The 26,500-nt window shown below is 41.7% G+C and carries 23 protein-coding genes; 4 read left to right on the top strand and 19 right to left on the bottom strand.

Annotated elements, in window-relative coordinates:
* Window positions 1-3 precede the first annotated feature (3 nt).
* The 10 genes from NML76_RS06495 to NML76_RS06450 all read right to left on the bottom strand — a co-directional run bounded on the left by NML76_RS06495 (window position 4) and on the right by NML76_RS06450 (window position 11,743).
* A complete protein-coding gene (locus NML76_RS06495; RefSeq protein WP_254733030.1) occupies window positions 4-699 on the bottom strand; it encodes a gamma-glutamyl-gamma-aminobutyrate hydrolase family protein in 696 nt (231 codons plus the stop codon).
* Between the two features lie 177 nt (window positions 700-876).
* Window positions 877-2,397, bottom strand: coding sequence for an ABC transporter permease/substrate-binding protein (locus NML76_RS06490; RefSeq protein ID WP_254733028.1), 1,521 nt, complete (start codon window positions 2,395-2,397; stop codon window positions 877-879).
* A complete protein-coding gene (locus NML76_RS06485; RefSeq protein WP_254733025.1) occupies window positions 2,390-3,118 on the bottom strand; it encodes an ABC transporter ATP-binding protein in 729 nt (242 codons plus the stop codon). The genes NML76_RS06490 and NML76_RS06485 overlap by 8 nt, the downstream gene beginning before the upstream one ends.
* Entirely contained in the window at window positions 3,119-3,967 is an 849-nt protein-coding gene (locus NML76_RS06480) for an SDR family oxidoreductase (protein ID WP_254733022.1), read from the bottom strand.
* An 18-nt stretch (window positions 3,968-3,985) separates the two neighbouring features.
* The gene (locus NML76_RS06475; RefSeq protein ID WP_134974664.1) at window positions 3,986-4,435 is read right to left on the bottom strand and encodes a MarR family winged helix-turn-helix transcriptional regulator; all 450 of its coding nucleotides are present in this window, start codon (window positions 4,433-4,435) and stop codon (window positions 3,986-3,988) included.
* A 309-nt stretch (window positions 4,436-4,744) separates the two neighbouring features.
* Window positions 4,745-5,158, bottom strand: a complete 414-nt coding sequence (locus NML76_RS06470) for a YjdF family protein (RefSeq protein ID WP_254733020.1) — start codon at window positions 5,156-5,158, stop codon at window positions 4,745-4,747.
* A gap of 141 nt (window positions 5,159-5,299) precedes the next feature.
* A complete protein-coding gene (locus NML76_RS06465; RefSeq protein WP_254733018.1) occupies window positions 5,300-6,532 on the bottom strand; it encodes an acyl-CoA thioesterase/BAAT N-terminal domain-containing protein in 1,233 nt (410 codons plus the stop codon).
* A gap of 56 nt (window positions 6,533-6,588) precedes the next feature.
* Window positions 6,589-7,044, bottom strand: a complete 456-nt coding sequence (locus NML76_RS06460; protein WP_060933554.1) for a MarR family winged helix-turn-helix transcriptional regulator — start codon at window positions 7,042-7,044, stop codon at window positions 6,589-6,591.
* A gap of 97 nt (window positions 7,045-7,141) precedes the next feature.
* On the bottom strand, window positions 7,142-9,643 hold the full coding sequence (gene leuS / locus NML76_RS06455) for a leucine--tRNA ligase (protein ID WP_254733016.1): 2,502 nt from the start codon (window positions 9,641-9,643) through the stop codon (window positions 7,142-7,144).
* Between the two features lie 123 nt (window positions 9,644-9,766).
* Window positions 9,767-11,743, bottom strand: a complete 1,977-nt coding sequence (locus NML76_RS06450) for a peptide ABC transporter substrate-binding protein (protein WP_254733014.1) — start codon at window positions 11,741-11,743, stop codon at window positions 9,767-9,769.
* 165 nt (window positions 11,744-11,908) lie between these two features.
* Between NML76_RS06450 and NML76_RS06445 the strand changes: the two genes are divergently transcribed.
* A complete protein-coding gene (locus tag NML76_RS06445) occupies window positions 11,909-13,231 on the top strand; it encodes a DUF1958 domain-containing protein (protein WP_065427349.1) in 1,323 nt (440 codons plus the stop codon).
* Window positions 13,232-13,546: 315 nt separating this feature from the next.
* Here the strand turns inward: NML76_RS06445 and NML76_RS06440 are convergent, their stop codons facing one another.
* The 8 genes from NML76_RS06440 to NML76_RS06405 form a co-directional block, all read right to left on the bottom strand.
* On the bottom strand, window positions 13,547-14,638 hold the full coding sequence (locus tag NML76_RS06440) for a glycerol dehydrogenase (protein ID WP_049506401.1): 1,092 nt from the start codon (window positions 14,636-14,638) through the stop codon (window positions 13,547-13,549).
* Between the two features lie 14 nt (window positions 14,639-14,652).
* Window positions 14,653-15,321 carry a fructose-6-phosphate aldolase gene (locus NML76_RS06435; RefSeq protein WP_049486453.1) on the bottom strand — a complete coding sequence of 223 codons (669 nt, stop codon included), beginning with the start codon at window positions 15,319-15,321 and terminating at the stop codon, window positions 14,653-14,655.
* A 15-nt stretch (window positions 15,322-15,336) separates the two neighbouring features.
* A complete protein-coding gene (locus tag NML76_RS06430) occupies window positions 15,337-17,775 on the bottom strand; it encodes a glycyl radical protein (RefSeq protein ID WP_254733012.1) in 2,439 nt (812 codons plus the stop codon).
* A gap of 141 nt (window positions 17,776-17,916) precedes the next feature.
* Window positions 17,917-19,218, bottom strand: a complete 1,302-nt coding sequence (locus NML76_RS06425; RefSeq protein WP_049486454.1) for a PTS sugar transporter subunit IIC — start codon at window positions 19,216-19,218, stop codon at window positions 17,917-17,919.
* An 11-nt stretch (window positions 19,219-19,229) separates the two neighbouring features.
* Window positions 19,230-19,538 carry a PTS sugar transporter subunit IIB gene (locus NML76_RS06420; protein ID WP_013904534.1) on the bottom strand — a complete coding sequence of 103 codons (309 nt, stop codon included), beginning with the start codon at window positions 19,536-19,538 and terminating at the stop codon, window positions 19,230-19,232.
* 13 nt (window positions 19,539-19,551) lie between these two features.
* Complete coding sequence (locus NML76_RS06415) at window positions 19,552-19,875, bottom strand: PTS lactose/cellobiose transporter subunit IIA (protein ID WP_049486455.1); 324 nt, start codon at window positions 19,873-19,875, stop codon at window positions 19,552-19,554.
* Between the two features lie 166 nt (window positions 19,876-20,041).
* Entirely contained in the window at window positions 20,042-21,013 is a 972-nt protein-coding gene (locus tag NML76_RS06410; protein ID WP_049486456.1) for a sugar-binding transcriptional regulator, read from the bottom strand.
* 14 nt (window positions 21,014-21,027) lie between these two features.
* On the bottom strand, window positions 21,028-21,771 hold the full coding sequence (locus tag NML76_RS06405) for a DeoR/GlpR family DNA-binding transcription regulator (protein WP_048717589.1): 744 nt from the start codon (window positions 21,769-21,771) through the stop codon (window positions 21,028-21,030).
* A gap of 130 nt (window positions 21,772-21,901) precedes the next feature.
* Here NML76_RS06405 and NML76_RS06400 point away from each other — a divergent pair, with 130 nt between their 5' ends.
* Window positions 21,902-22,678, top strand: a complete 777-nt coding sequence (locus NML76_RS06400) for a glycyl-radical enzyme activating protein (RefSeq protein WP_048691616.1) — start codon at window positions 21,902-21,904, stop codon at window positions 22,676-22,678.
* A 166-nt stretch (window positions 22,679-22,844) separates the two neighbouring features.
* On the opposite strand, the gene NML76_RS06395 is transcribed toward NML76_RS06400, so the two are convergent.
* Entirely contained in the window at window positions 22,845-24,740 is a 1,896-nt protein-coding gene (locus NML76_RS06395; RefSeq protein WP_049515713.1) for a M13 family metallopeptidase, read from the bottom strand.
* Between the two features lie 192 nt (window positions 24,741-24,932).
* Between NML76_RS06395 and NML76_RS06390 the strand changes: the two genes are divergently transcribed.
* Together NML76_RS06390 and NML76_RS06385 are read left to right on the top strand one after the other, a co-directional pair.
* Window positions 24,933-25,655 (top strand): metal ABC transporter ATP-binding protein, encoded by a 723-nt coding sequence (locus tag NML76_RS06390; protein ID WP_049515716.1) that lies wholly within the window; start codon window positions 24,933-24,935, stop codon window positions 25,653-25,655.
* Window positions 25,652-26,494: a metal ABC transporter permease gene (locus NML76_RS06385; RefSeq protein ID WP_003004302.1), complete on the top strand. Its 843-nt coding sequence runs from the start codon at window positions 25,652-25,654 to the stop codon at window positions 26,492-26,494. The genes NML76_RS06390 and NML76_RS06385 overlap by 4 nt, the downstream gene beginning before the upstream one ends.
* Window positions 26,495-26,500: the final 6 nt, after the last annotated feature.

Raw genomic sequence — 26,500 nt, 5'->3', positions numbered from 1 at the left:
TCATTATAATTCATTCACGACATAATCAAAGAGCTTGCGATCTGCTGGACTCTTGTCAAAACGCAGTTCCGGATGCCACTGAACGCCGAGGAAACGGCTCTCATCTGTGGATTGAACGGCTTCTATGATGTCATCTTTAGGATCCCGCGCGATCACTTCTAAGCCATCTGCCAAGTCTTTAATACTTTGATGATGGAAAGAATTGATGCGACTGGTCTTACCATAGATCTCTTGCAGGACCGTCTGATCCTTGGTCACCAACTCTTGGCTAGTGTACTGACCTGGATTGTCCTGCCAATGGTGTTCAATATCTTGATGCAGAGTTCCCCCTAGAGCGACATTATAGAGCTGGGTTCCACGGCAGACGGTAAAGATCGCTTTTTTAGTCGCACGCGCTTCTTCAATCAAGGCCAACTCAAAGAGATCGCGTTTCAAGAGGTAGTCATCACTGTCGATGGTGATTTCTTCTCCGTAAAACTTGGGCAAGACATTTTGTCCACCGGTGATGATGAGCTTATCAATCATTGATATGTAGTCTTTGGCCAAGGCCGCATCTCCAATTGGCAAGATCAAAGGAATCCCTCCTGCCTCTTTGACCGCTTCGACAAAACCAGTCGCCGCATAACTCATGTTCGCGTCTGGATCATCTGGGAAGGGTCTTTCATTTCCTGTAATTCCAATCACTGGTTGTTTTTTCATACTTTTTCCATATACTTTCATTCATTTTCAAAGCTTATTGTAACATAATTTTAAGCCAGACTCAATGGAGTTTTTTTGAAGAGAAGGTCTTTCCCTCTACCCCAAAAGCTTGCTGAAAGGATATAAAATTGCTTTCTATTAAAAAATTCTCAAGTGCAAAGACTTGAGAATTGTTTGTTAATTTTTGATAAATCCTTCTTTTACCAAAAAGTCACGCGCTACTTTAGCAGCAGGCTTGCCTTCTACTCCGACTTGGTAGTTCATCTGGCTCATTTGGCTCTCAGTGATTTTACCAGCTAGCTTATTAAGCACACCTTCCAATTCGGGATGTTTCTTAAGAAGAGCTTCTTTCATAAGGGGCGCCCCTTGATAAGGTGGGAAGAGTTGTTTGTCATCTTCAAGGACCACCAGGTCATAGCGAGCAAGTTCAGCATCTGTTGAGTAGGCATCCGTTATTTGAATATCCCCAGACTGGATCGCCTGGTAGCGAAGGGCTGGCTCCATGGTGGAGACTTGTAAGTTGAGACCATAGATCTTCTGCAAGCCTTTGTTTCCGTCCTCTCGGTCGTTAAACTCAAGCGTAAAGCCCGCCCTGAGTTGTCCTTCCACCTTTTTCAAATCTGAAATAGTCTTGAGTCCATACTCTTGGGCAATCTTCTTAGGCACTGCAACAGCATAGGTATTTTGATAAGCCATAGGTTTGAGCAAGGCTAGGTCGTCTTGTCGCTTGATCCCATCTCGAGCAGCTTTGTAGACTGCTTCTGGATCATGACTGACTTGTGGTGCCGGCTTGAGGAGACTTTCGGTCACCGTACCTGTAAACTCTGGATAGATAGCGATATCCCCTTTTTTTAGAGCTTCATAGAGGAAGGTGGTCTTGCCAAAATTCGGTTTGACAGTCACTGTCATATCCGTATTTTTCTCGATCAAGATCTTATACATATTGGCGAGAATTTCAGGTTCTGGTCCTAACTTCCCAGCAATGACCAGGTTTTCTTTCTTCGGTTTTGGAAGAAGACTTGGTGTATAAGAAGCTCCTAATCCAATAACCATCACAGCAAAGGCTGCAAAGATGGTCCGCAATTTGGCCTTTTCCATCCATTTGAGAAGAAGGTTAAATGCGATGGCCAAGAAGGCAGAAGATAGGGCACCGATCAAAATCAGACTGGCATTATTGCGGTCAATCCCTAGGAGGATAAAGGAACCTAGTCCCCCTGCTCCAATCAAGGCTGCTAGAGTAGCTGTCCCGATAATCATCACGGCTGCTGTCCGAATCCCAGACATGATAACAGGCATGGCCAAGGGGATTTCAAACTTCTTGAGTCGCTCCCACTTAGTCATCCCAAAGGCGATCCCAGCTTCTTCGAGGCTTGGATCAATCCCTTGCAAACCGGTGATAGTATTTTGAAGGATCGGGAAAATGGCATAGATGACAAGTGCTGTCAAGGCCGGAAGCGTCCCGATTCCCATAATAGGAATGAAGAGGCCCAAAAGAGCCATGGAAGGAATGGTCTGGAAGATCCCAGCTAGCTGTAAAACCCAGTTGCTTGTTCTTTTGTGGATACTCAAATAAATAGCTAGAGGAACAGCCAGAAAAATCGCAAGGAGCAAGGTCAGTAATGACAGTTGCAAATGTTGCCCCAGTGCAGCGAGCCAGTCCCCAAAGCGTTCTTGAAAGGTTGCAAGTAGTTTAGACATGGTGAGCACCTCCAAATAGATCTGCGACAAAGTCGTTGGCTGGCTGGGCAAGAATGGTCTCAGAATCCGCTACCTGTACAATCTCTCCTTCTTGCAGTACTGCGATCCGGTCGCCTAATTTCAAAGCCTCGTCTGTGTCATGGGTCACAAAAATAGTGGTCATACCGAATTCTTTGTGCAATTCTTTGGTAAGAGTCTGCAACTGCTTGCGAGAGATGGCATCCAAGGCTGAAAAAGGCTCGTCCATCAATAGAATCTTTGGTTCCCCAATGATGGCCCGTACAATGCCAATCCGCTGTTGCTCCCCACCAGATAATTCACTAGGCATGCGATTTGCATACTCTGCCGCAGGAAGCCCCACCTTATCCAAGAGTTCTTCTGTCTTAGAAGCAATTTGCTCCTTGCTCCAGCCCTTCATCTCAGGAATGAGAGCAATATTTTCCGCAACGGTCAAGTTAGGAAATAGGGCAATAGCTTGAAGAACATAGCCGGTACTGAGACGTAACTCCCGTTCGTCATAGTCTTTGATGCGTTTCCCATCCATATAGATATTGCCATCTGTCGGCTCCAAGAGACGGTTCACCATCTTGATCATGGTGGTTTTTCCAGATCCTGAAGGTCCCACAAGCATCATGAATTCTCCATTTTCAATGCGGAGATTGACATCTTTCAAAATGTCCTTTTCCGTGTAGCGCAAGGCTACATGTTTGTATTCAATCATTTAATCTTCCTCAAGCAACTGTCTTTCTTTCAAAACATCTATTAAACTCATAGCTGGACGTCCTAATACCATTTCGACATCTGTTGAAACCCCAGCTTGTTCCCCAGCTTTAATCGCTGTATAGGTGCTGACCCAGGCATCGTACTCCCAAGTTTGTGCTGGCCATTTTTTCCGTGACTCATAGGCTTCTTCTACTGATTCATCCACATACGTGATGGTTTTACCGCTCTCTTTTGAGAGGAGCGCTACGATTTCTTCCATGGAAAGATCCTCTGGTCCTGTTAGATTCAAGGTTTGATTTTCCCATTCCTTAGGGTTTAAGAGAATCTCTGCTGCAACCCTAGAAGTGTCCTTACGGGCAACAGCTGGCACACGGCCCCTGCCAGCCGGACCACGAATTTCTCCATTTTCAAGAGCAATATCAATAAAGAAGTCCAAGTAAAAATTATCTCTCAAAAATGTATAGGTGAATCCTAACTTCTTGATATAGGCTTCCGTCTGGGCATGATCTCGAGACAAGGTAAAGGTTGCTTTTTCATCTGCTCCGTAAAAGGAGGTATAGACGATATGCTGCACCCCCGCAAGCTTTGCGGCATCTAAAAAACTCGTGTGTTCCTCAACACGCTCTGGATTTTCCCGAGCAGAGACCATCAATAAGACATCGATACCCTTTAAGGCCTCAACTACCTCTGGAGTATTGGCATACACCATCTTACGAATTTCCGCTGACGCGTAGACTGTTGCCCGCTCTGGACTTCTTGCTAGATGGATAGAAGCAATTCCTTTTTTATCGACAAGATCAGCCACATAGGAACCTAATTTCCCTGTTACACCTGTAATTCCAATCATAACTGTTGCCTCCTTTCCCTAGATGTCATTTTCTTTAGCTTTTAGATTTGTGATAATCCGCTCTTGATAGGCTTCAAATTCTCGGATTTCTTGATCAGAAAATCCTTGGTAGAAAATTTCACCCAGTTCTTTGCTAACACGGTCGCCAATTTCTTTTTGCGCCCAACCGAGGTCTGTCAAAGAGATATATTTTTTCCTTTTATCCTGCGTACAAGGTTGAATCGTAACCAAGCCTTGTTCTTCCAATTTCTTAACCATACTGGTCAATGTATTATTAGCTAGCCCCGTCGCAAGAGCGATATCTGTCGCAGTAGCGCACCCCAACTCTTGCTTCCACAAAATCGTTAAAATTTTCCCTTGTTCACTTCTGTATTGAGCATCTGGTTCCTTGCTCAAGAGTTTTTGAAAAAGTCGCCCGTTCAATAAGCGTATCTGTAAAGCTTGGTAGCCCCCTTGCATCTTGTCCATTTTGTCTCCTTTTTATTTCTATATCGAAATATCAAAGTCATTGTACCACTGCCTGTTACATCTGTCAACTATTTCGATATAGAAATAACATTTTTTTCTAAGATGGTCTTCAAAGAATTCTTGAAGACCTCAAAATTACCAGACTTTTTCTCTTTTTTCACCATTTTTCTTGGAAGAAGAGCAACATTTAAACTCCTTTAGAACAACCACTGAGTTTTACATCTGTTCGCTGTAATGCAGAATGAAATTTGTTAAAAAGCCTCGGTAGGGTTCTTCCTACCGAAGCTTTTTTGATGAAAGAGATAAGGGTTAATGTCCTTTATGCTTGTCTCTTCGTTTTTGCTGTTTGCGTTCGAATTTCTCTTGTTTGAGCAATTGCTTTTGGACACTAGATTGATGTTTTGAAATCTTTTTCCTTTCCTCATACTGCAACTGCAATAGTTCTTTCGACTTGGAAGAAATTTTCTTCTTTACTTGTTTCTTCACAGCTCGCTGTAATCGTTTAGGATTCTTGATTTTTACATGTTGCTTAACTGTAGCTTCTGGACTAAAAGATAAATGAGTAAACTGAGTCTGTAACATCTCTAGAATTTCATCATCTTTTGGCCCCTGACCAAATGTCACACGACAAACTTGATAAGTTTCTCGATACACTTGTTCGAACAAACCATGCCAAAATCCATCTTCAAAATAAACTGTCAATCCAATTGAAATTGTTTCCACGACAGCACCTCCTTAAATCTATCCCTAAGAATGGACAACCAAGGAGGAAGGTTACTGATAGGCTTGCCTACGTCTGGACTACCAACCAGAACTGTGTTTTTATCTTAGTTGGGACTATTATAGCATATTTATAATCTTATGTTATTGCTTCTTCAAATGCCTATCAAAAAAATGAATCGTAGCCAACCAAGAATCCTTACTCTCTTTCATCAATAAACGCCAATCTTTTCGATAGCGATGATTGGGTTGATAAGCCACTGTCAACATGTGACCTATTTCATGATATTTTTTAAATGTAATGTGGTGGCCTTTATAATGTGAGACAATATTGGCTATTGCTGACGAGGCATCCCATATTTCATCAACAGTACTTCCGAGCAATAAGATTGGCGAAGAGAATCTACTAATGTCTATCCTAGCAGAGCGATCTTTAGGGATAGGTTTTCTAAAAAGTTTGCTAAACAGATAATCTCTCAGTCGAAACTTTTGATAGGTAAGTTCCTTTTGCAAATACGTCCAAGAAGAAGTATGGGAGTTCCATTTCCCTTTTATCCCTTCATACACCACATCAGAGGGTGAATTTAGTACCAAACATTGAACGTCATTAAAAATGCTCTCCTCAGCTAAAACTAACTCTGCTCCCTTAGAACGTCCATAGATTCCAATTCTTTCACTATCTACTTGATGATGCTGACGTAGATAATCCTTTGCTTCCACAAGGCACTCTAAAGGAATACGTTCCAAATTTTTTGGCAACCCCTCTAAACCAAAGTAGGCAACTGCTAAGCAAATATAACCTCTAGAAGATAGAAGCTGAGCTATATTCTGTGCCTTTTCAATCCTTCCTTCACTACCGCTCACAATAATCAATGCTGGTGCTTTTATTGCCTTTTTATCATAAAATAGTCTCCCTTGAAAATGTTTCATGTAAATATCTTGATGACTAATTTGCGAACTCATGTAATGTCTTGTGAAAGTTCTCTCTGCGACGACAGTATTACCTTGTATAATTTTGATTTCCACAAAAAAGTGATCTAATAAGGGAATTTTAGAAAGAGAGTTTGGAAGTTTCTTTTTCCTATTGGTCAAGGGCTTGGCATTAAAGAATAACCCCATTGTTGCAATATCTTCATAAGAGCCAGAACAAGATGGAGTTTGTGAAATATCAATAATACCATTCTTATCTGATACAAAAGTCGCTGTTGATTTCCATAAAACATCATGAGCTAAAAGCATAGGAGCATTGATACAATAATAATCAGATAAATACATTTCGACTCGATAGGTTTCTCTTGGTTTTAAGCCATCGATGACAATATTAAAAGATTCGTCTGCTAAATCAGACTCTGAGATCAGTTCAATTTGTATATTCATATCTTCCTCTTTTTGTTAATATAATTAACAATATAGTTTTAAAATTACCGTGATTTTTACCACGGCAATTCTTGCCATACCTGTTCAACATCATCCATCAGTTTCATAACCATTTGAAGATCCTCCTCACTATAATTTCTTAAAACTGAAAAAATGGCCTTTTCAATATGTTCTTGCTGCTCTTTATGGATATTAAAAACTTCAACACCTTTTTTGGATAATATCAGATATTTATTTTTTTCATTATCCGGTGCAAATTCAAAAGTAACGAGGTCTTTCTTGGTTAAACGTCTAACACTCTGAGTAATGGCACTCCTAGATACTTCAAGTAACTCAGATAATTTCACTAGATTCACAGGCTGATTGCGACCTATCAGGTCGATCAAATGGACTTCATTAATAGTGATTGATTTATCAATACTGTTCCTATGCTGAGCTTTTTTCAACTGTTCAAAAGCTAAAGCAAAGCTGTTAAAACGATTATTAAACTTATACAGTTCTTTCTTATTCATAGCGCCTCTCTTTTGTTAATGATATTAACAAAAATACTATTTATTGTCAAGCTGAGCCTAAAAAATCCTCCAGAGTTGAACTCTGAAGGATTTATTTTTATTTAACAACGATATTAACAAGTTTATTAGGGACACTAATCACTTTCACGATGTCCTTGCCATCGATTTCTGCTTTGACTTTTTCGTCAGCTAGAGCGACTTCTTGCAATTCTTCGCGTGAAAGATCTTTCGCGACCATGAGTTTAGCACGGACTTTTCCTTTGATTTGAACGACGATTTCAATTTCGTCTTCAACCAATTTGCTTTCGTCCCATGTTGGCCAAGCCACATAAGAGATAGACTCGCCTGTTGCTGCGACTGTTTGCCAGAGTTCTTCTGCCAAGTGAGGCGCAAATGGAGCGATCAATTGGATAAAGCCTTTGGCATAATCCACATAGAGTTTGTCTTCCTTGTTGGCAGCATTGACAAAGACCATGAGCTGAGCAATGGCTGTGTTGAATTTCATAGACTCGATTTGCTCTGTAACAGCCTTAACAGTTTCGTTGTAAACTTTGTCTAGAGCGCCATTGTTTTCCGCAACGATTTCTTTACTTGTGATCAAACGGTACACACGGTCAAGGAATTTACGGCTTCCTTCCAGACCTTCTTCAGACCAAGCGATGGAAGCATCGAGTGGTCCCATGAACATTTCATAGACACGAAGGGTATCCGCACCGTATTGTTCCACCACATCGTCTGGGTTGACCACGTTCTTGAGGGATTTAGACATCTTAGCTGGCGCTTGCTCCAACTCTTCCCCTGTTTCCACATGGAAGAAGGAACCGTCACGTTTTTCAACCTTGTCAGTTGCCACAAGAGCACCACGGTGGTCACGGTAGCTAGTTCCCAAGATCATTCCTTGGTTAAAGAGTTTTTGGAATGGCTCCTTAGTTGGAACAACACCAAGGTCATAGAGGAATTTATGCCAGAAACGAGCGTAAAGCAAGTGGAGCACGGCGTGTTCTGCACCACCTACGTAGATATCTACTGGCAACCATTGTTTGAGGAGATCCTCGTCAGCCAATTTCTCAGTGTTGTGTGGATCGATATAGCGGAGGTAGTACCAGCTTGAACCGGCCCATTGTGGCATCGTATTAGTTTCACGACGACCTTTGACGCCATCCTCACGGGTCACTTCCAGCCAGTCTGTCAAGTTGGCCAATGGGCTTTCTCCAGTACCTGAAGGGCGGATGTCCTTGGTTACTGGCAAGACAAGTGGTAGTTCACTTTCTGGAACAGCTGTCGAAGTTCCATCTTCCCAATGAATGATTGGGATTGGTTCACCCCAGTAACGTTGACGGCTAAAGAGCCAGTCGCGGAGACGGTAGGTCACCTTTTCTTGACCAAAGCCTTTTTCTTCTAACCAAGCCACAATTTTAGCAATCGCTTCTTCTTTGTTGAGACCGTTCAAGAAGTCAGAGTTGACGTGAAGGCCATCTTCTGTGTAGGCAGCCTCTTCAACATTGCCACCTTCCAAGACTTCTACGATTGGAAGACCAAACTGTTTAGCAAATTCCCAGTCACGCTCATCGTGGGCAGGTACGGCCATAACAGCACCTGTACCGTAGCTAGCAAGAACGTAGTCCGCAATCCAGATTGGGATTTCTTTACCATTGACAGGGTTGATCGCATAAGCTCCAGTCCAAACCCCTGTTTTTTCCTTGGCAAGGTCTGTACGAGCCAAGTCTGATTTAAGGCTAGCTTGGTGTTTGTAGTCCGCTACAGCCTCAGCTTGTTCTGGGCTTGTGATGGCATCTACTAGTTCATGTTCAGGCGCCAAAACAGTGAAGGTCGCACCAAAGAGGGTATCCGGACGAGTTGTAAAGACGGTGAATTCCTTGTCTGTCCCTTTTACTTTGAAAGTGACATTGGCACCAGTTGATTTTCCAATCCAGTTGCGTTGCATGTCCTTGATAGACTCTGGCCAGTCAAGGTCATCCAAGTCAGCAAGCAAGCGCTCCGCATAGGCAGTGATTTTGAGCATCCATTGGCGCATTGGTTTACGAACAACTGGATAGCCCCCACGCTCAGAGGTTCCATCTGGAAGAACTTCTTCGTTAGCGATAGCTGTGCCCAATTCTTCAACCCAGTTTACTGGCACTTCCGCTTCATAAGCCAAACCTTTTTCATAAAGCTTGGTGAAAATCCATTGCGTCCATTTGTAGTAGTTTGGATCTGTCGTGTTGACTTCACGGTCCCAGTCGTAAGAGAATCCAAGCGCATTGATTTGGCGTTTGAAGTTAGCAATGTTTTCCGCTGTGAATTCCGCTGGGTCATTCCCTGTATCCATAGCGTATTGCTCTGCAGGCAAACCAAAGGCATCCCAGCCCATTGGGTGAAGGACGTTGTAGCCTTGTGCACGTTTGAAACGGCTGAGGATATCAGTCGCTGTGTATCCTTCTGGGTGTCCTACGTGCAGACCCGCTCCAGATGGGTAAGGGAACATGTCCAATGCATAAAACTTAGGTTTTGAAGCATCTGTTCCTGTCTTAAAAGTATGATGGTCAGCCCAGTATTTTTGCCACTTAGGCTCGATTTCTTTATGATCGTAAAAACTCATAGCGTCTCTCCAATTTTCGTGATGCTCCTATTATACCATTTTTAGGCGATTTTTAAAGGTTCAGACAAAGAAAAAGACAGGTCCCATACGGGACCTGTCCATCCTGTTTTCGCTAAGAAAAGTCTATTTCACATGCTTTTCAAGTTCTTTTTGCGCTTTTTTATTGGATTCTTCTTTTTCTTTCTTCCATTGTTCACGCGCTTTGTCATAGTCTTTCGCCGCTACGACCTTGTCTTGAACTTCTAAATACTTATAGTTAAAGGTTTGACCCTTGTGGCCTGTCCAAGCAAAGGCTGCAGAGTATGGTACAGTCTTACGAACGACTGGAGAAGCCCCATCCGAATGAATCGGAATCAAGAGGGCGCTATCGGTCAACCAAGCCTGAGCCGCAGCATATTTTTCATAACGCTTGTTCACATCAGTGTTTTCTTTTTGAGCGTCCTCAATTAATTGATTGTACTCATCAAAGCCAGCTGCTTTTGCCGCCGCATTATCCGTACCAGCATCGAATCCAAAGTAAGAATTGGCATTTTCACCAGATTTACCACTGGTGATGTCGATGTAAGAAGATGGGTCCGTATAGTCTGGTCCCCAGCCCAAGTTATTGTTTAGATCCCAGTCTTGTTGGGAAGCATTTTCAGCAAAGTAAGTCACTCGTTGAAGATCATCCTCAGAAACCATATTCAGATCGATGACAATATTTTCTGCTCCCAATGTAGATTCAATCGACTGTTTGAAGGATTGGGCTTGTTTGATTCCTTCCGTATAAGTCGAAGAAGTTGGAAGGTCTAAATGAATTGGGAATTCAACTCCTTGAGACTGCAATTCTGCCTTAGCTTTGGCAAACTCTTCTTTGGCCTTGCTTGGATTGTAGAGGGTGTCTTTTCCATCTGCGACAGAGACCCCTTTCCATTCATCCCCATAAGCTTCTAAGTCTTTTTCTACTGCATCACCAAATTGTTTGCCATCGATTTGGACAAAGTTTGGTGGCGTAAAGGTATTACGGATCACCTTATTGGCACCCGCTTCCCCGTTAGTTTGCGCTACATAAGCCTTGCGGTTGAAGGCAAACATAATAGCTTGACGGAAGTCCTTGTTCAAGATTGCTTTCTTGGTAGAGGCCTTTTGAGCATCCGTGGTCTTCTTTGTGATTTCATAGGCCTGACGGTCAATGTTGAAGGAAAGGTTATAGGTTGAGGAACCTTGGTCAGTATAGACGATGTCGTCCTTATGCTTCTTCTCTACACTCTTATAGTTGGAACCATTTGGGAAAACACGGGCAACTGTATAGTCACCGTTATCAAATCCACGGATCAGAGACTCGGAGTCTTGACCATCATAATAGGTCAGTTTGACTTTACTGATCTTGACATTTTCCGCATCCCAGTATGTTGGGTTCTTTTCCAATATCGCAGAAGATTTAGAAGTGATAGATTTGATCAAATAAGGACCGCAGTATAGGATACTAGATGGAGAAGTTCCTTGACCATAGTCATCTCCTTTAGATTTCAGGAACTCTTCGTTAACCGGCATCAAGATCCCCATCGTAGTCTTAGAATTCCAGAAACTTTCTGGTTGGCTCAAGGTATATTGAACGGTATAATCATCAATAGCCTTTACTCCAACAGTTGAGAAATCAGATGTTTTCCCTGATACATAATCATCCAAGCCTTTGACAGATTTTTGGACCAAGTAAATCGCTTGTGATTTCTTGTCTGCCGCGTGTTTGAGGCCTGTGACAAAGTCTTTGGCCTTGACTTCTCCATATTCTTCCCCTTCAGAAGTCATCCATTTGACCCCTTTACGGAGTTTATAAGTATAGGTCAAGCCATCCTTGGAAACAGTCCAGTCTTTAGCAAGCGATGGGATCAAGTTCCCGTACTTGTCCACTTCCAACAAGCCATCTATCGCATTTCCTGTAAACTCGGAAGTCGATTTTTTATTGGAAATCGAGTAGTCTAAGGTATCCGGATCCTGGGTATAGACATAGCTAAATGTCTGACCACCAGAGCTACTAGATTTCCCTCCTGAGCAGGCTGCCAGTACACCAGCTGATAAAAGCAGAGCGCTGGTAGCTAAGAGTACCTTCCCTTTGTTCATATAAATCACCTCATTGTAAAAAATGTTATACTCAATTTAAATTATAGCACTTTCTAGGGAAATGTAAACGCTTTTACTGCGAAATTATTCTATTTTTCCTTTATTTTTTCAATTTCTACTTTTTCTAAAATTTTTTCAAGTTGAATCCCTGGCCTGTATGATATAATGGAATCTATGAATTATGTGAGACATTTACACAAACGACTAAAACACAGCCTCTTGTCCCTCCTTGTAGGAGTCTTGACATTAGGCCCTATTTCCACTGCCTTTGCGGACGACATCTACCAGCAAGAAGATGTCATGAAAATCGCAGCTGATGCTGGACTGGTATTGGACGATTTTTACAAGCCCAAGGCTGACATCGTCATCGACGCCAATACTGGAGCTATATTGTACGGAGACAATATCGACACGGTCCGGGACTCAGGAAGCATGGCCAAACTCATGAGTGCCTATGTAGTCTTTCGGGCCCTCAAAGAAGGCAAGATCAAATATGATACCGTGGTTACAGCAACAGAGGCAGACCAAGCCATCTCGGAAAACAATCTGTTAAGTAACTCACCTATTGTAGCTGGTGTTGACTACAAAGTATCTGAATTGATCAAGATGCTCTTTGTTCCATCTTCCAGTGCGGCCGTGATTATGCTCGCCAACGCCGTCACTGACAATGATCCCGATAAGTTTTTGGACTTAATGAATCAGTACGCACAAGAAATGGGGATGAGCCATACCAAATGGCACAATCCAAATGGGGCGATGATTTCGGTCCTTCAGGGCTACTACAATCCTCAGCGCTACGATGTCAATGCGAATAACGAAATCACAGCGCGGGACATGTCTATTCTGGCTTATCACATCGTAAACGACCTGCCAGAAATGTTGGAATACACCAAGCAAGCTCACACTACCATCATGGAAGGAACCCCCTACGAGCAAAGCTACGATAACTACAATACTTCGCTCGAAGGTGGAAAATTCGCCCTTAAAGGAACAGATGGACTCAAAACTGGATCTAGCCCGACTGCTGACTATAACTACACCGCGACCACCAAGCGGGGGAAACAACGGATTATCGAAGTGATTTTGGGGGTTGGGAACTACGACGTCGAGATCGCCGAAAGCTACCGCAATCAAATAGGGAATACCCTGGCTGAGAAAATGTTCGCAGACTACCAGTATAAAAAAATCCTTTCTGCAGGCGATCATACCATCGACGGGAAGACCATTCAGCTGAAGCAAGACTTCTATGCGACCGTTAAGAAGGGGACGAAGCCAGCCCTTAAACTGGAAGACAACCGCCTAGTCGTTCAGAACGGCTTGCAACAGGTATCTCCAAGTATTAAAGCGGGAGTGACCGTCAGTGAGTCTAAAACAACGACCTTTAGCAGTAAAAGCAAGGGACTAGATGTTATGTGGCTCTTCTGCTTCCTGCCTGCCGGAATTTTATACCTGATCTTTAAACAAACCGATCCAAAAAGAAGAAAATAGAAAAAGAACTCCCATTACCATAAGGTATGGGAGTTCTTGGTTTGTTGACAAAGTCATCTTAGAAACTTTCCTTAGGTGAGTACGGACGTCAGCGAACTTCGAAGAAGTTCCATGACTTAGTTTTGAGCCTAAGGTCTCAAAACTCCCGAGTGCCTGAAACAATTGTTTTCAGGCACTTTTCTCACGGCGGAAAGTTCCTAAGTATTTTTTAATGAGCCTTAAAAAGTATCTAATTTTAATTTTTTAGGCATCCATTAGTTTGTTTGATGTAAAAAATCAGTTTGTCTACATTATCTGTGAATGACAGATATTGATTTAGTCTAAACCTTGAACGTAGGCATCTACTGCTACGATGGCTTGGGCAATATCAGAAGCCTTCACTTCAAATGGCATTTGATGGATGGTTTCTCCTTCGATGGTGGCTTGTTGACCAACTTTGAGAAGATCTTCATAACTTGCAGTTTCAAGATGCATTTCTTTCAGAGTGGTTGGCATACCGATTTGTTGATAGAAACGAATGTATTTATTCAATTCTTCCTTAGGACGGTTTTCTAAGAACAATTGAACTAACGTTCCGTAGGCTACTTTTTCACCGTGAGTCAAATGGTGGATGTCCCCAGTAAGGGCTGTAAAGCCATTATGGATGGCATGGGCAGCTGCTAACCCACCACTTTCAAACCCAATACCACTAAGAAGGGTATTGGCTTCAATGATGTTTTCAAGAGCAGGGGTTACGACTTTGGCTTCACAAGCAGCCATGGCTTGGAGTCCATCAGCAAATAAGGTTTCTTCACAACGTTGTGCAATGGCGACACCCGCTAAGGTTTGTCGTTGACCCAACATGGTTTTTCCATTGGCTTGCATTACCGCACGCGCTTCGACCCAAGTCGCTAATCCATCTGCGATTCCAGAAGCGAGCAAACGTTTTGGTGCTTGAGAGATGACTTTGCTATCCACCAAGACCAATTCTGGGTTTTTAGAATAGAAAATATAGCGAGCAAAGGCACCTTCATCCGTGTAGATAACTGACAAAGCGGAAACGGGAGCATCTGTAGAGGCAATGGTAGGGGCAATCACAACTGGTGATTTTAAAAGATCGGCAATAGCTTTCGCACTATCGATGGTCTTTCCTCCACCAAGTCCAATGACCAAATCACAGCCATTTTCTTCTGCCAAACTAACCACACGATTGATTTCGTTATCAGAAGCTTCTCCATTAAAGAAGACTGGCAAGACTGTAAATCCATACCGAAGGAGATATTTTTCAAATCGTTCTCCTACGATTTCATAGACTACTGAGTCGCATAGTAATACAGGATGACTCCCCAGTTCTAAAATAGGTTTTGCATTTTCAAATAAGGCATTTTCCCCTTGAATGTAACGTGACGGACTTGCAAAATTTCTCATATACTCCTCCTTTATCAAATTATATTCTGATGATGAATAGCTGACCAATCATTTGCAAAATCATTCACCGCTTTTTCAATTGACGGCATTCCAAAAGCCGCTTCAAAGACATCAGCCCCAGCAGTGATGGCTTGTGCCCCTTCTTTGAATGCTCGATTGACTTGACCGACATTCTTAAAGGATGCTGCTAGAATTTTGCTTGATGATTGATTTTTTTCGATTGAATCTGCCAATTGTGCTATTACCTGTGCTGAATCAATATTCAAGTTCTCCATTCGATTATAATAGGGAGCAAGGTAATCTGCGCCTGCTTCAATAGCCAAAAGACCTTGAAATACAGTATAAATTGCGGTTGCAGTAATTTTATAACCTTCTGATTTTAATGTTTTGATAGCTGCCAACCCCTCAGGAGTAACCGGAACTTTAATAAAAACATTTCCGCCACATTCTTGTCGAATTTTCGCAGCATCTTTTAAAATACCGTCATAATCTTTCGCAACAACTTGCACATGGATAGAAGGAGCTTCACCAATGATCTCCCGAACCTCATGAATCCGTTTAAAGAAATCGATTTCTCCTTCTTTTTTGGCAATTGTTGGGTTAGAGGTTACCCCAGCAAGAGGTAACACTCGAGCCCATTTTTTTATTTCATTTATATTTAAAGTATCAAGCATAAATTCCATATACATACCTCTTTACTATAGAGTATGCTCTGTCCGTCCAATAATATCATCTTGTGTAGGTCTTGATAGTACATTGAAGAAAGCTGAGTAGCCTGCAACACGTACAATTAAGTCACGGTGTTTTTCCGGATGTTTTTGAGCATCTAATAACGTTTCTCTAGAAACCACATTATATTGAATATGGTATCCATGTAGACGATTAAAGAACGTACGGAGTAAAGCAATAAGTTTTAATTTATCTTCTTCTTTGGCTAAAGTTTGTGGGTTTACTTTTTGGTTCAGTAAAACACCACCAACTATTTCATCTGTTGGCAATTTAGAAACTGATTTTAGAACAGATGTTGGGCCATGTTGGTCCATATTGTGGGATGGAGAGCATCCTTCTGCTAGTGGAGTTCCAGCATTACGACCGTCCGGAGTAGCTAATGTTCCACGACCTTGTCCTACATTGGCTGAAATAGAAGATGTACCTGAGTAACGGATACCACCGATTGGCCCACGTCCATAGCGAGTATTTGGATATTTAGCAATTTCATCCACATAAATATCGTATGCTTCTCGAACTAAGCTGTCTGCATAGTCATCATCGTTTCCATACTTCGGTGCATCATGGATAAGCATCTCTTGGATTTCTTTTCCACGTTCGCCCTCGTAATCGGTTTCCAGAGCATGCCATAGTTCTTGTGGTGTTAAGCGCCCTTCTTCAAATACCAGTTTCTTGATCGCTGCAAGCGAATCGGATAAGTTTGCAATACCCACTTGTAAACCAGAAATATAATCGTAGACAGCCCCACCTTCTTTTAGGTGTTTTCCACGTCCAATACAGTCATCTGTCAAAGCTGAACAGAGGATATCTGGCACTTCTCTTTCAAGAGATAGGTCGATAGAGTTTTCTACGATCACACTCATGCGGGTTAAGTGGCGTAAGGTCTTGTCCCATGCTGTTTGCAATTCATCGAAGCTCTTCATGTCTTTAAAATGACCAAAGCTTGGTGCAAAGCGCTTGCCAGAAGCAGGATCGATTCCGTCATTCATCGTAATGAGCAAAACTTTAGGGAAGTTCATATAACTCATACCTGTACAGCGATATCCCCACTTACCTGGAACAGCTGTTTCTACACAACCAATTGCACTGTAATCATAAGCATCTTCTTCAAGCACGCCTTTTGAAATAAAGGATGGAATAATGATCTCATCATTATTGAAAGCAGGCATACCGAATCCGAGCTTCATAACTTCAATACATTCGTTCATGAAGCGGGCATCCAAACCAGCATGGTAACGAACAGTTAAGTTTGGTTGAGGAAGGTGAGTTTGAGCAACAGACTTCAACACTAAATAAGACAATGGGTTAACAGCGTCTTTCTTATCACGCGTTTGACCACCAATCGTAACATTTTGATAAAGCGGACTACCTGCAGATGAGAAGGTATGTGCTTGACTACGTACTTTGTTAATTGTAATAGTCTTAATCCAAAGGTTGGTCAAGCGTTCAACAATACTCTCTTCAGTTTCCCGTCCACTTTCCAAATCAGCTTTAACGTATGGATACATATATTGGTCAAAACGGCCATATGAAAGTGAGTGTCCATTTGATTCAATCTGAAGAATACATTGGATAAACCAAACAGACTGAACAGCCTCTGCAAATGTACTTGCAGGCTCGTATGGAACTTTTGAGCAAATCTCTGCAATTTCAAGCAATTCCTTCTTACGTTCAGGAGTTGCTGTCTCAGCAAGTTGTTTAGCAAGTTCAACAAATCGTTGAGCATAGGTCTTAACAGCATCAACTACGATAAAGATAGAATCGTAAAAATGGTACTTATCAATGCTAGCTGGATCCGTTAGATCTAGGGCTGCTTTAGCTTGGCGGGCTCTTTCTTCAAAACCTTTCAAGCCATATTGCAATAATTTTTGATAATTGACTGCTAAGTGGGCATCTCCTGAATTCATCTTCCCTTCCATACCGAAGAATCCTGTTTCCATATAGACAGATACTTCTTCAGGTAGAAGAGCTCCAGCTCTTGCACGTAAGTTATTATTTTCCCAGAACGGTGCGATACTACGGAGCTGCTCTTTCGTTTCTTCCGTAATATAGAAGACGTCACCATCCCGCTTTTCAAAAAGATCCAATTCCTTCAGAACGAACTCTAAAGTATATTCTGGGAAGATCGGAGCATCTTTATTAGAGGATGCTTGGTTTCCAGCAATCATGGATTCATCCTCAATATAGATTGTCATATTTTCAAGAATCTCTTTCAACATATAGGCACGTTTAAGAACATTTGGTTGTTCCTTATAACGATCATATGCCTTAGTTGCAAGAACGGCACGTTCAGCGTCGATATAAGGCTTCTTGTTTAAGACATCTTCACGATACTTATTCATGCGTTCAGTGAGGCTTCCAAAATATTCTGTTTTAATGCTTGTACTTGCTACTTCTACTTGTTTCATTTTTTCAAAACCTTTCTTTTGAAATTATTTTGTTTTCTTTCGTAACTATAGTAGCATTAAATTTTACGAATTTCAATGAATTATGGATAATACCTATAAATTCTATTCTAGTCGCACATCTGTGCACTCCTAATAAACGCACTATTTTTCAGCTTGTAATTCGTTGTTATAGGCAAGATTATCTTGGAATTTGAAGAATGGGAAATATACGACAGTCGAGGTTGCGAGAACCAGCACTTGAACGAAAGCACCTTGCCAACCTCCAACCATAAATCCAGAAATAATGGCTGGTGTACTCCAAGGAAGGGTCACACCTGAGAATGGATGCATGAACCCAATAGCAATTGAAGTATAAACAATTATCGCTGCTAAAATTGGAACGATAATAAATGGAAGGAACATCACTGGGTTCATTACAATTGGGAAGCCAAATACGACGGGTTCATTAACATTGAAGATTGCAGGAAAAGCTGCAACTTTCCCAAGTGCCTTATATTGTTTTGACTTAGCAGCAAATAACATAGCAACAACCAAACCAAAGGTTATACCTGATCCAGACAAAATAAGGAAACTATCTAGGAATTGTTGAGTTACAATGTGAGCACCATTTTCAACGGATAGCTTCCCAGCTGCCAACATTGATTTATTGGCATCCAGGTTAGAAAGTAGTAAGGCTGTTACTACACCATTGACAACTGATTGTCCGTGCACACCAAACCACCACAAGAACGAAATAAAGAAGGCAATTCCAATCGCTCCGTAAAGTGATCCTGTTAGACCTTGTAGAGGAACCTGAATGACATCATAGATCATTTCAATGAAAGTACCGCCACTTGTCACTACTTTTGATACGATATAGACAATCATTGATAGTAAGAAAATCACGAAAGCAGGAATCATCGCTTCAAATTGTTTGGCAATGGCTTGAGGTACTTGTTCTGGCATTTTAATAACAATGTGTCTTTGGATAAACACAGTATAAATCGCACCAACTACCAGACCTATAATAATAGCCCCGATAATCCCTTGACCACCAAACCATACTTTTGCAATGGCATCACCAATTGGTTCTCCCTTAGCTGGTACATAAGAAGATTTTAACAAGATAAAGTATGAAGATAGGGACAAAACTCCTGCTGGCAAGGGTTCTACTCCACTGTTTTTAGCATATGAATAACCAATGGAGAAGCACGAAATTAAGCCCATGATGGCGAATGTTCCTGAATAAACCTGCATAAATGGCTCTGTCCACGTATCGCCAAATACACTAGCAATAGCCTGATTAAGGCCTTCAAATGGTAATTGCCCAATAATCAGGAACAAACTACCAACTACCGTTAATGGAAGGATCGCTAACATCCCATCTTTAAGAGCAATAATTCCTTTCAAGTTTACAAACCGCATGATTGGAGCGATAATTTTCTGAGAATTAAAATTAGACATGGGAAGCCTCCTTATTTTTCTCCTAGCAATTCTAGAGCTAGATTTAGTACTTTCTTACCATCCAACATCCCATAATCTGCCATAGGGATGACAGCAATAGGAATATGGTTTGCCTCACAAATCGCTTTTGATTTATCCAAAGTATAAGCTACTTGAGGGCCCAACAAAGCGACATCGATTTCAGGAGCAAAATCTGCTAATTTCGCTTGAGAATAGGCATCGATTTCAGCATCAATCCCTAATTCCTTAGCCGCCACCTTCATATTATTTACCAACATTCCTGTTGAAAATCCTGCTGCACAAAACAATCCAATTTTCATCTTCTTTTCCTCCTTATTGTTTCGCTGAAAGTTCTTTACGTAAGTCAATCATTTCTTTGATCAAGTTAATCTCTGTGATTGAAGTCATTAAGTGATCTTGTGAGTGCACAAACAAAGCTGTAATCTCTGTCTTTGTCCCACCTGCTTCCTGGGCTAAAAATTGTGTTTGCAAGTTATGCGCTTCTAGCAATGCTGCATCTGCTTTCGCAATTTCGTCTTCAGAAGATGTAAAATCGCCCTCCTTAGCATATGATAAAGCTTGGTAAATATGCTGTTTAGCATCACCCGCATTTAAAATCAATCCCATAATAATTTGGTCTGCAACAATTATTTCCATGTGCACTACACTCCTTTATCAATCTACTGAAAGCGCTTTTTCTATTGTCAATATACCATTTATATTTTTGCCGGTCAATAAAAATCGCAACATTTGATTATTGTTTTTGTTTTTTGCACATTTGTGCTATTTAACTCAAAAAAATAAGGACTGCATTCCTGCTGTCCTATTTTTTAGTAAATTGCTGATCACCATCTAATTCTAAGACTTTTAAGATCGTTGCTTCATCTGTGACTAAATGATTGATATAGTTGGCTTTCAAAACCGATAAAAGTGCTTTTGCTTTCTGATCACCGTAGGCCAAAGAGATGGTGTTTGGTACCTCTCTCAATTCCTCCAATGTGATAGATATTGTTCTTTCCTGTAATTCAGGATAAACGGGGATACCTTCTTGATCAAAGAAACGACAGCATACTTCTCCTACAGCATGTTCTGACTCCAATTTCTTAAAATCATTTGATGTCAGCATATCAAACCACTGAGGATTCTTGCTATCTGCATAGCCACCAATCCCTACAGCCGCAACATCCAAACAACGCCAACTAGCTTTCAAATCCTCAAAATACTTAGAAGATAAGATGCCTTCCGTCACCTCAGAATTTTCTTGAATGACACTCGCGTTTATAAAATGACATTCCCCATGAAATTTACTCGCCATACTGTAGATCAGCGTATTGACATGGTAGCGAGCATGAATATGACTGGGACCTCCAGCTAGGGGATAAAACTGTACACCATCCAAGCGCTTCGTTCCAACTTGTTCTACCATTAATCTGAGAGACTTGCCCCATGAAAATCCGACTGTCATTCCATCTTCAATCAAATTACGAAGCATGACCGCACTTGCTTGCGCCAGTCGCTTTTCAAGGCTTTCTCGAGGTTCATCAACTAGATTCGGTATAATCTCGATAGCTTTTAAGCCATATTTTTGTTTGATATAATTTTCTAAATGGAAGAGGCGAGTATCAAAGTTTTCGATTTCAATTTTTACTACGCCCTCTTTCTTGGCCTCTGCTAGCATTCTGCTGACAGTTGTACGGTAGATTCCAGTTTCTGCTGCGATTTGCGATTGACTTTTGTCTTCAACATAGTATAGATAGGCTAATTTAGCAAGTAACTTTTTCCGTTCATCTTTCAATTGGCTTCTCCTTCTTATACTAAAGTTAAAATTGTTTGTGAATCCTCAAGTTTTTCTTTCGCTTCTTGAGATATATTCTTATCTGTTATGACTCTCGAAACTTGTGAAAGTGCAAATCGTCTGACAGTTCCACATTTCCCAAATTTACTTGAATCTGTTAAGACAATCACTTCTTTAGAAACATCGGACATAGCTTGAACAACTTCACTTCTCATCATATCTTTCCCAGTAAAGCCAAGTTCGTCATCATATCCGTCTACCCCTACAAAAGCAAAGGGAACTCTAAAAGAGCGGATTAATTCTTTCAAAAGCGGACCTACAGTCACTCTCGATTCTTTTTGAAATTCACCACCAAGTAGGATGATTTTACAAGAATCATATTCCTGAATATAATCTGCAATAAAGTAAGAATTTGTCACAATCTTGACATTCTTTTTTGTTTGGCAAATTTCTTCCGCTAGCAAGGCACATGTAGAGCCCGATTCAATCAAAACCGTGTCGTTATCCTTAATTAATTTAGCAGCTTCCCTGGCTATTCTTTTCTTGGTATCATATTGAAAGGACAGTCGAACATTGATATCATCTCCACTATTTAAAACAGCATAGCCGTGTTCTCTATGCAATAATCCTTTGGATTCTAGCTTGTCCAAATCCTTTCGAATGGTCACTTTAGAGACTTGTAATTTCTCAGACAAACTATTAACATCAATCTTTTCAAATTCCGATACTAATTTCAATATTTCATCTAAACGTTGCATTGTTTTTACCTCTTCTCTATTTTAGCAAATTTTCGAGTGAATTCAAAACAAAATAAACTTTCGTTCGTAATTGAATTAGTTTCTTAAATAATGTATAATGGACTTACTAGATTGATAGGAGAGCAAAAATATGGAACAAAATCGCGGCATAATCTTTAATATCCAACACTTTAGTATCCATGATGGCCCTGGAATCCGAACTACTGTATTTTTAAAAGGATGTCCCCTACGTTGTCCATGGTGCTCCAATCCTGAATCCCAGCGTGCAAATCCTGAAAAAATGTTGGATGCTGTTACTAAAAAGGAAACCATCACAGGAGAAGAAAAAACAGTTACCGAGATCATAGATGATGTCTTAAAAGACGTTGACTTCTACGAAGAATCTGGTGGTGGCCTTACCCTGTCTGGTGGAGAAATCTTCGCTCAATTTGAATTTGCCAAAGCTATCTTAAAAGCTGCGAAAGAAGTTGGACTTCATACTGCAATCGAAACGACAGCTTTTGTTGAACATGAGAAATTTGTCGATCTCATTCAGTATGTTGATTTTATTTATACAGACCTTAAACATTACAATACACTTAAACATAAGAAGGTTGTCGGAGTCAACAATCATCTGATTATTAAAAATATTCATTATGCCTTTGCTCAAAACAAAACAATCGTTTTACGTATTCCAGTCATTCCTAATTTCAATGACTCTTTAACTGATGCTGAAGAATTTGCTTCCCTTTTTAATTCTCTCAACATCGATGAAGTACAACTTCTCCCATTTCACCAGTTTGGAGAAAACAAATACAAGCTTTTAGGACGTCGCTATGAAATGGAAGGAATAAAAGCCCTGCATCCAGAAGATTTATATGACTACCAGCAAGTTTTTTTAGATCATGACATTCACTGTTATTTCTAATCCACTCAAAAATCCCCAAAACTAGTTTCAGTAGATTGAAACTTGGCTTTGGGGATTTTTATTTTTTTACGACCGTCGAGAAAAAGAGAGATTGCCTGGTGGGCATGGCCCACATGGTCAATCTCCTATTTTCTTCTCGCTTTTTTTACGGGCTTAGTATCTTGATTTACCAAATGATCACACGATCTTCTGGTGCGCGCCACATGCCGTCGCCTTCTTTGACATCAAAGGTTTCAAAGAATTCGTCAAAGTTTGGTAATTGGACATTGGTGCGGAGTTTTCCTGGTGCGTGGACATCGACACTTGCGAGGAGTTGCATGTACTCTGTCCGAGCTTTCATGCGCCAGATGCGAGCAAAGTTGGTGAAGAATTCTTCTGCTGAGAAATCTTCCTCTTTCTTAGCGGCTTCAAGGGCTGCAGCGATACCACCGAGGTCTGCTACGTTTTCAGAAACGGTCAATTTCCCGTTGATCTTGGCACCGTAAGAGTCTTGTCCTTCAAACTGATCGATGACTTTTTGAGTCCGAGCGGTAAAGGCTTCGTAATCTTCTGGCTTCCACCAGTCTTTCAAGCTACCGTGCTCATCAAAGGATGCTCCATTGGTGTCAAAGGCGTGGGAGATTTCATGGGCAATGACTGCACCGATTCCGCCGTAGTTGGCTGATGATGATTGGTGAAGGTCATAGAAAGGTGCTTGTAAAATCGCTGCTGGGAAGACGATTTGGTTTTGTTGCGGATCATAGTAGGCATTGACCAGGTGGGCTGGCATGTGCCATTCGCTTCGATCAACCGGTTGGTTCCACTTGCTCCAAGTATGGGCAATGGAAATTTCGTAAAGGGCTTGAGCATTTTCAACCAAGGTCTTGCTTTCGTCGATGATCTTTTTGGCGTATGTTTCTGGTAATTTTTCAGGGTAGCCGATATGTGGTGTGATGACATTGAGTTTGACAATGGCTTTTTCACGAGTTTCAGGAGCGAGCCAGTCTGCTTTTTCTAAGCGCTCCTTATAGACGTCAATCATGGTCGCTACTTTATGCTCTACGTCTGCTTTTGCTTCTGGTGAGAATTTTTCGCCCGCATACCAGAGTCCAAGCGCTTGGCTATAAGGTCCTTCTGCCAAGGCCAGAGCTGCTTTTTCTTTTGGACGAGGTTCTGGAATCCCCGTGATCATCCGTCCATATTCACCAGACAAGACACGGATTTCTTCCGTCAAGAAAGACGTCCAATCTAAAGCTGCACCAAGTTTCAATTTGGCATGAATGGTTTCCCAGTTGGCTGCCGAGTAGTATTTTGGTGCGAATTCCTTCCAGAAACGCTCTTCTGGCACGATGATTTTATCTGGTGTTTGTCCGATCACTTCAGTAAAGAAGGCATCGAGTGGCAATTCTGGGACCAAGGCCTTGAAATCTGACCACTCATAAGGATGATAGAGTTTGTTGTACTCGGATCTTTCTTCATTTGACAAGACATATTTGGCCAATTCTGCATCCGCCGCAATGACCTTATCCAGGATATCCTTGATTTCTGCCTCTGAGAATTCAAATTTAGGTAAGAGTTTTTCCATCATTTGGCGCCAGATAGCCAGTAATTCTGGGCCTTTTTCGTTGCCTTCTTCATAATAGGTTGTATCTGGCAAGATGAGAGCAAGAGACTCTCCCCACAAGACATTCATTTGGGCATTCATAAAGTCTGGTGACACGCTAAATGGCAAGAGATTTGGTTTGCCAGCTAGCTCATAGGTGCCCAACTTGCTGGTATAGTCTTCAAAGGAAGATAAGGCCTTGATTTCGTTGATCAAGGGCATAGCTGGAGCCACACCAGCTGCTTCCCGTGCATCAAAATCTGCCACCATTTTGTGGTATTTGACAAAGTTTTGCAGAATGCTATCTTCAGGCAATTCTTCTCCTCTTTGCCATTTTCCGGTAATATCCAACATCAAGTTTTCGATATCTTGGATCAAGTCCATAAAACCACCGGTTGACGGTTTGTCATCTGGAATCACAGCTGTCTCAGCCCATGCCCCATTGACGTAATCATAAAAATCATCTTGTAAACGTACCATGATCTTCTCGCTTTCATTCTTTTGTAATAACCTTATCAAAAATAGGAACTTTTTTCAATGATTTCAAGAGATTTAAGTTGAATTATTTTAAAAATTAACTTGACTTAACTTTTTATTCGTGTATAATTATTTCAAAAATTAACTTGACTTAATTTTTTTATTCATGTATATTAATGGTAAAGGAGCAAAATCATGATTCAATTTGAACATCTCAGTGTTGCTTACCAGCAAACACTGGCCTTGGAGGATCTTTCCCTCACCATCCAGGGTCCAACCATCCTAGGCATTCTTGGCCCCAATGGGGCTGGAAAATCAACCCTAATCAAGGCCATGCTAGGACTTCTCCCTCATGCGGGAAAGGTCCAGCTCGATCAAAAAGATCTCAGCCAAGTTCTTCAACGGGTGGCCTACGTCGAACAGAAATCCGCTATTGATTTCCACTTTCCCATCACGGTGAGAGAGTGCATCTCACTGGGTCTTTATCCCCACCTTTCTATCTTCAAGAGAAAAAGCAAAGAAGATCTCCAAAAAGTGGAAAATGCCTTGAAACTTGTCAATCTTCTTGATCTAGCGGATCGCCAGATCGGCCAGCTTTCAGGAGGGCAATTCCAACGGGTGCTGATCGCCCGCTGCTTGGTCCAAGAAGCGGATGTCATTTTTTTGGATGAGCCCTTCGCAGGGATTGACTCTGTCAGCGAAGACATCATCATGCAGACCCTCCAGACCTTGAAACAAGAAGGCAAGACCATTCTGATCGTCCATCACGACCTCAGCAAGGTCCCAGCTTATTTCGACCAGGTCCTCCTCCTTCATCGTAAACTGATTGCATTTGGGAAAACAGAGGAAACCTTTACCAAAGAAAATCTGCATGCAGCCTATGGGCATGAACTCTTTATAGGAGGTGGCGTCGGATGATTACAGAATTTATCGATGGATTACAGCAATTCCACTTCTTACAGAATGCCCTGATCACAGCCATCGCCATCGGGATTGTCGCTGGAGCCGTTGGATGCTTCATTATTTTAAGAGGCATGTCTCTCATGGGAGACGCTATCTCACACGCAGTTCTTCCTGGTGTGGCTCTCTCCTTTATCCTGGGCATCAATTTCTTTATTGGCGCTATTGTCTTTGGCCTCCTGGCGTCCGTCCTTATCACCTATATCAAGAGCAACTCCATCATCAAGAGCGACACTGCAATTGGGATTACCTTTTCTTCTTTCCTCGCCTTAGGAGTCATCCTGATTGGAGTCGCTAAAAGTTCCACCGACCTTTTCCACATCCTCTTTGGGAATATCTTGGCCGTCCAAGACCGGGATATGTGGATAACCATCGGTGTTGGTGCTGCGGTCTTGCTGGTGATTGTCCTACTCTTTCGACCCTTACTGCTCACATCTTTTGATCCTGTTCTGGCTCAATCCATGGGCGTCCGGGTCAAGGTCTATCACTACCTCCTTATGGTGCTCTTGACCTTGGTTTCTGTCACTGCTATGCAGAGTGTCGGAACCATTCTCATCGTCGCCATGCTCATTACACCCGCTGCGACAGCTTATCTCTATACCAATAGTCTCTGGTCCATGATGCTCCTTTCATCCGGATTAGGTGCTCTTGCATCCATCCTGGGACTCTTTATTGGCTATAGCTTAAACATCGCCGTCGGGTCTTGTATTGTCCTCACTTCTGCTGTCTTCTTTCTCATCAGCTTCTTTATCGCTCCTAAGCAGAGAAAGAATAAGCACGCTCTTTCATCTCATTAAAGGAGA

The organism is Streptococcus sp. CF8_Ac1-9, assembly GCF_024295565.1.
Taxonomy (GTDB): Bacteria; Bacillota; Bacilli; order Lactobacillales; family Streptococcaceae; genus Streptococcus; species Streptococcus parasanguinis_X.
Note: the sequence above shows the minus strand (reverse complement) of the source record. Positions and strands in the feature narration are given on the sequence as shown.

Coding starts and splice junctions, on each gene's coding strand:
- NML76_RS06400 (WP_048691616.1), top strand. CDS start 21,902: ATGGAACAAAATCGCGGCATAATCTTTAATATCCAACACTTTAGTATC.
- NML76_RS06460 (WP_060933554.1), bottom strand. CDS start 7,044: ATGAATAAGAAAGAACTGTATAAGTTTAATAATCGTTTTAACAGCTTT.
- NML76_RS06425 (WP_049486454.1), bottom strand. CDS start 19,218: ATGTCTAATTTTAATTCTCAGAAAATTATCGCTCCAATCATGCGGTTT.
- NML76_RS06440 (WP_049506401.1), bottom strand. CDS start 14,638: ATGAGAAATTTTGCAAGTCCGTCACGTTACATTCAAGGGGAAAATGCC.
- NML76_RS06480 (WP_254733022.1), bottom strand. CDS start 3,967: ATGATTGGAATTACAGGTGTAACAGGGAAATTAGGTTCCTATGTGGCT.
- NML76_RS06395 (WP_049515713.1), bottom strand. CDS start 24,740: ATGGTACGTTTACAAGATGATTTTTATGATTACGTCAATGGGGCATGG.
- NML76_RS06495 (WP_254733030.1), bottom strand. CDS start 699: ATGAAAAAACAACCAGTGATTGGAATTACAGGAAATGAAAGACCCTTC.
- NML76_RS06405 (WP_048717589.1), bottom strand. CDS start 21,771: ATGCAACGTTTAGATGAAATATTGAAATTAGTATCGGAATTTGAAAAG.
- NML76_RS06445 (WP_065427349.1), top strand. CDS start 11,909: ATGGAATCTATGAATTATGTGAGACATTTACACAAACGACTAAAACAC.
- NML76_RS06430 (WP_254733012.1), bottom strand. CDS start 17,775: ATGAAACAAGTAGAAGTAGCAAGTACAAGCATTAAAACAGAATATTTT.
- NML76_RS06415 (WP_049486455.1), bottom strand. CDS start 19,875: ATGGAAATAATTGTTGCAGACCAAATTATTATGGGATTGATTTTAAAT.
- NML76_RS06385 (WP_003004302.1), top strand. CDS start 25,652: ATGATTACAGAATTTATCGATGGATTACAGCAATTCCACTTCTTACAG.
- leuS (WP_254733016.1), bottom strand. CDS start 9,643: ATGAGTTTTTACGATCATAAAGAAATCGAGCCTAAGTGGCAAAAATAC.
- NML76_RS06420 (WP_013904534.1), bottom strand. CDS start 19,538: ATGAAAATTGGATTGTTTTGTGCAGCAGGATTTTCAACAGGAATGTTG.
- NML76_RS06490 (WP_254733028.1), bottom strand. CDS start 2,397: ATGTCTAAACTACTTGCAACCTTTCAAGAACGCTTTGGGGACTGGCTC.
- NML76_RS06450 (WP_254733014.1), bottom strand. CDS start 11,743: ATGAACAAAGGGAAGGTACTCTTAGCTACCAGCGCTCTGCTTTTATCA.
- NML76_RS06485 (WP_254733025.1), bottom strand. CDS start 3,118: ATGATTGAATACAAACATGTAGCCTTGCGCTACACGGAAAAGGACATT.
- NML76_RS06435 (WP_049486453.1), bottom strand. CDS start 15,321: ATGGAATTTATGCTTGATACTTTAAATATAAATGAAATAAAAAAATGG.
- NML76_RS06390 (WP_049515716.1), top strand. CDS start 24,933: ATGATTCAATTTGAACATCTCAGTGTTGCTTACCAGCAAACACTGGCC.
- NML76_RS06465 (WP_254733018.1), bottom strand. CDS start 6,532: ATGAATATACAAATTGAACTGATCTCAGAGTCTGATTTAGCAGACGAA.
- NML76_RS06475 (WP_134974664.1), bottom strand. CDS start 4,435: ATGGACAAGATGCAAGGGGGCTACCAAGCTTTACAGATACGCTTATTG.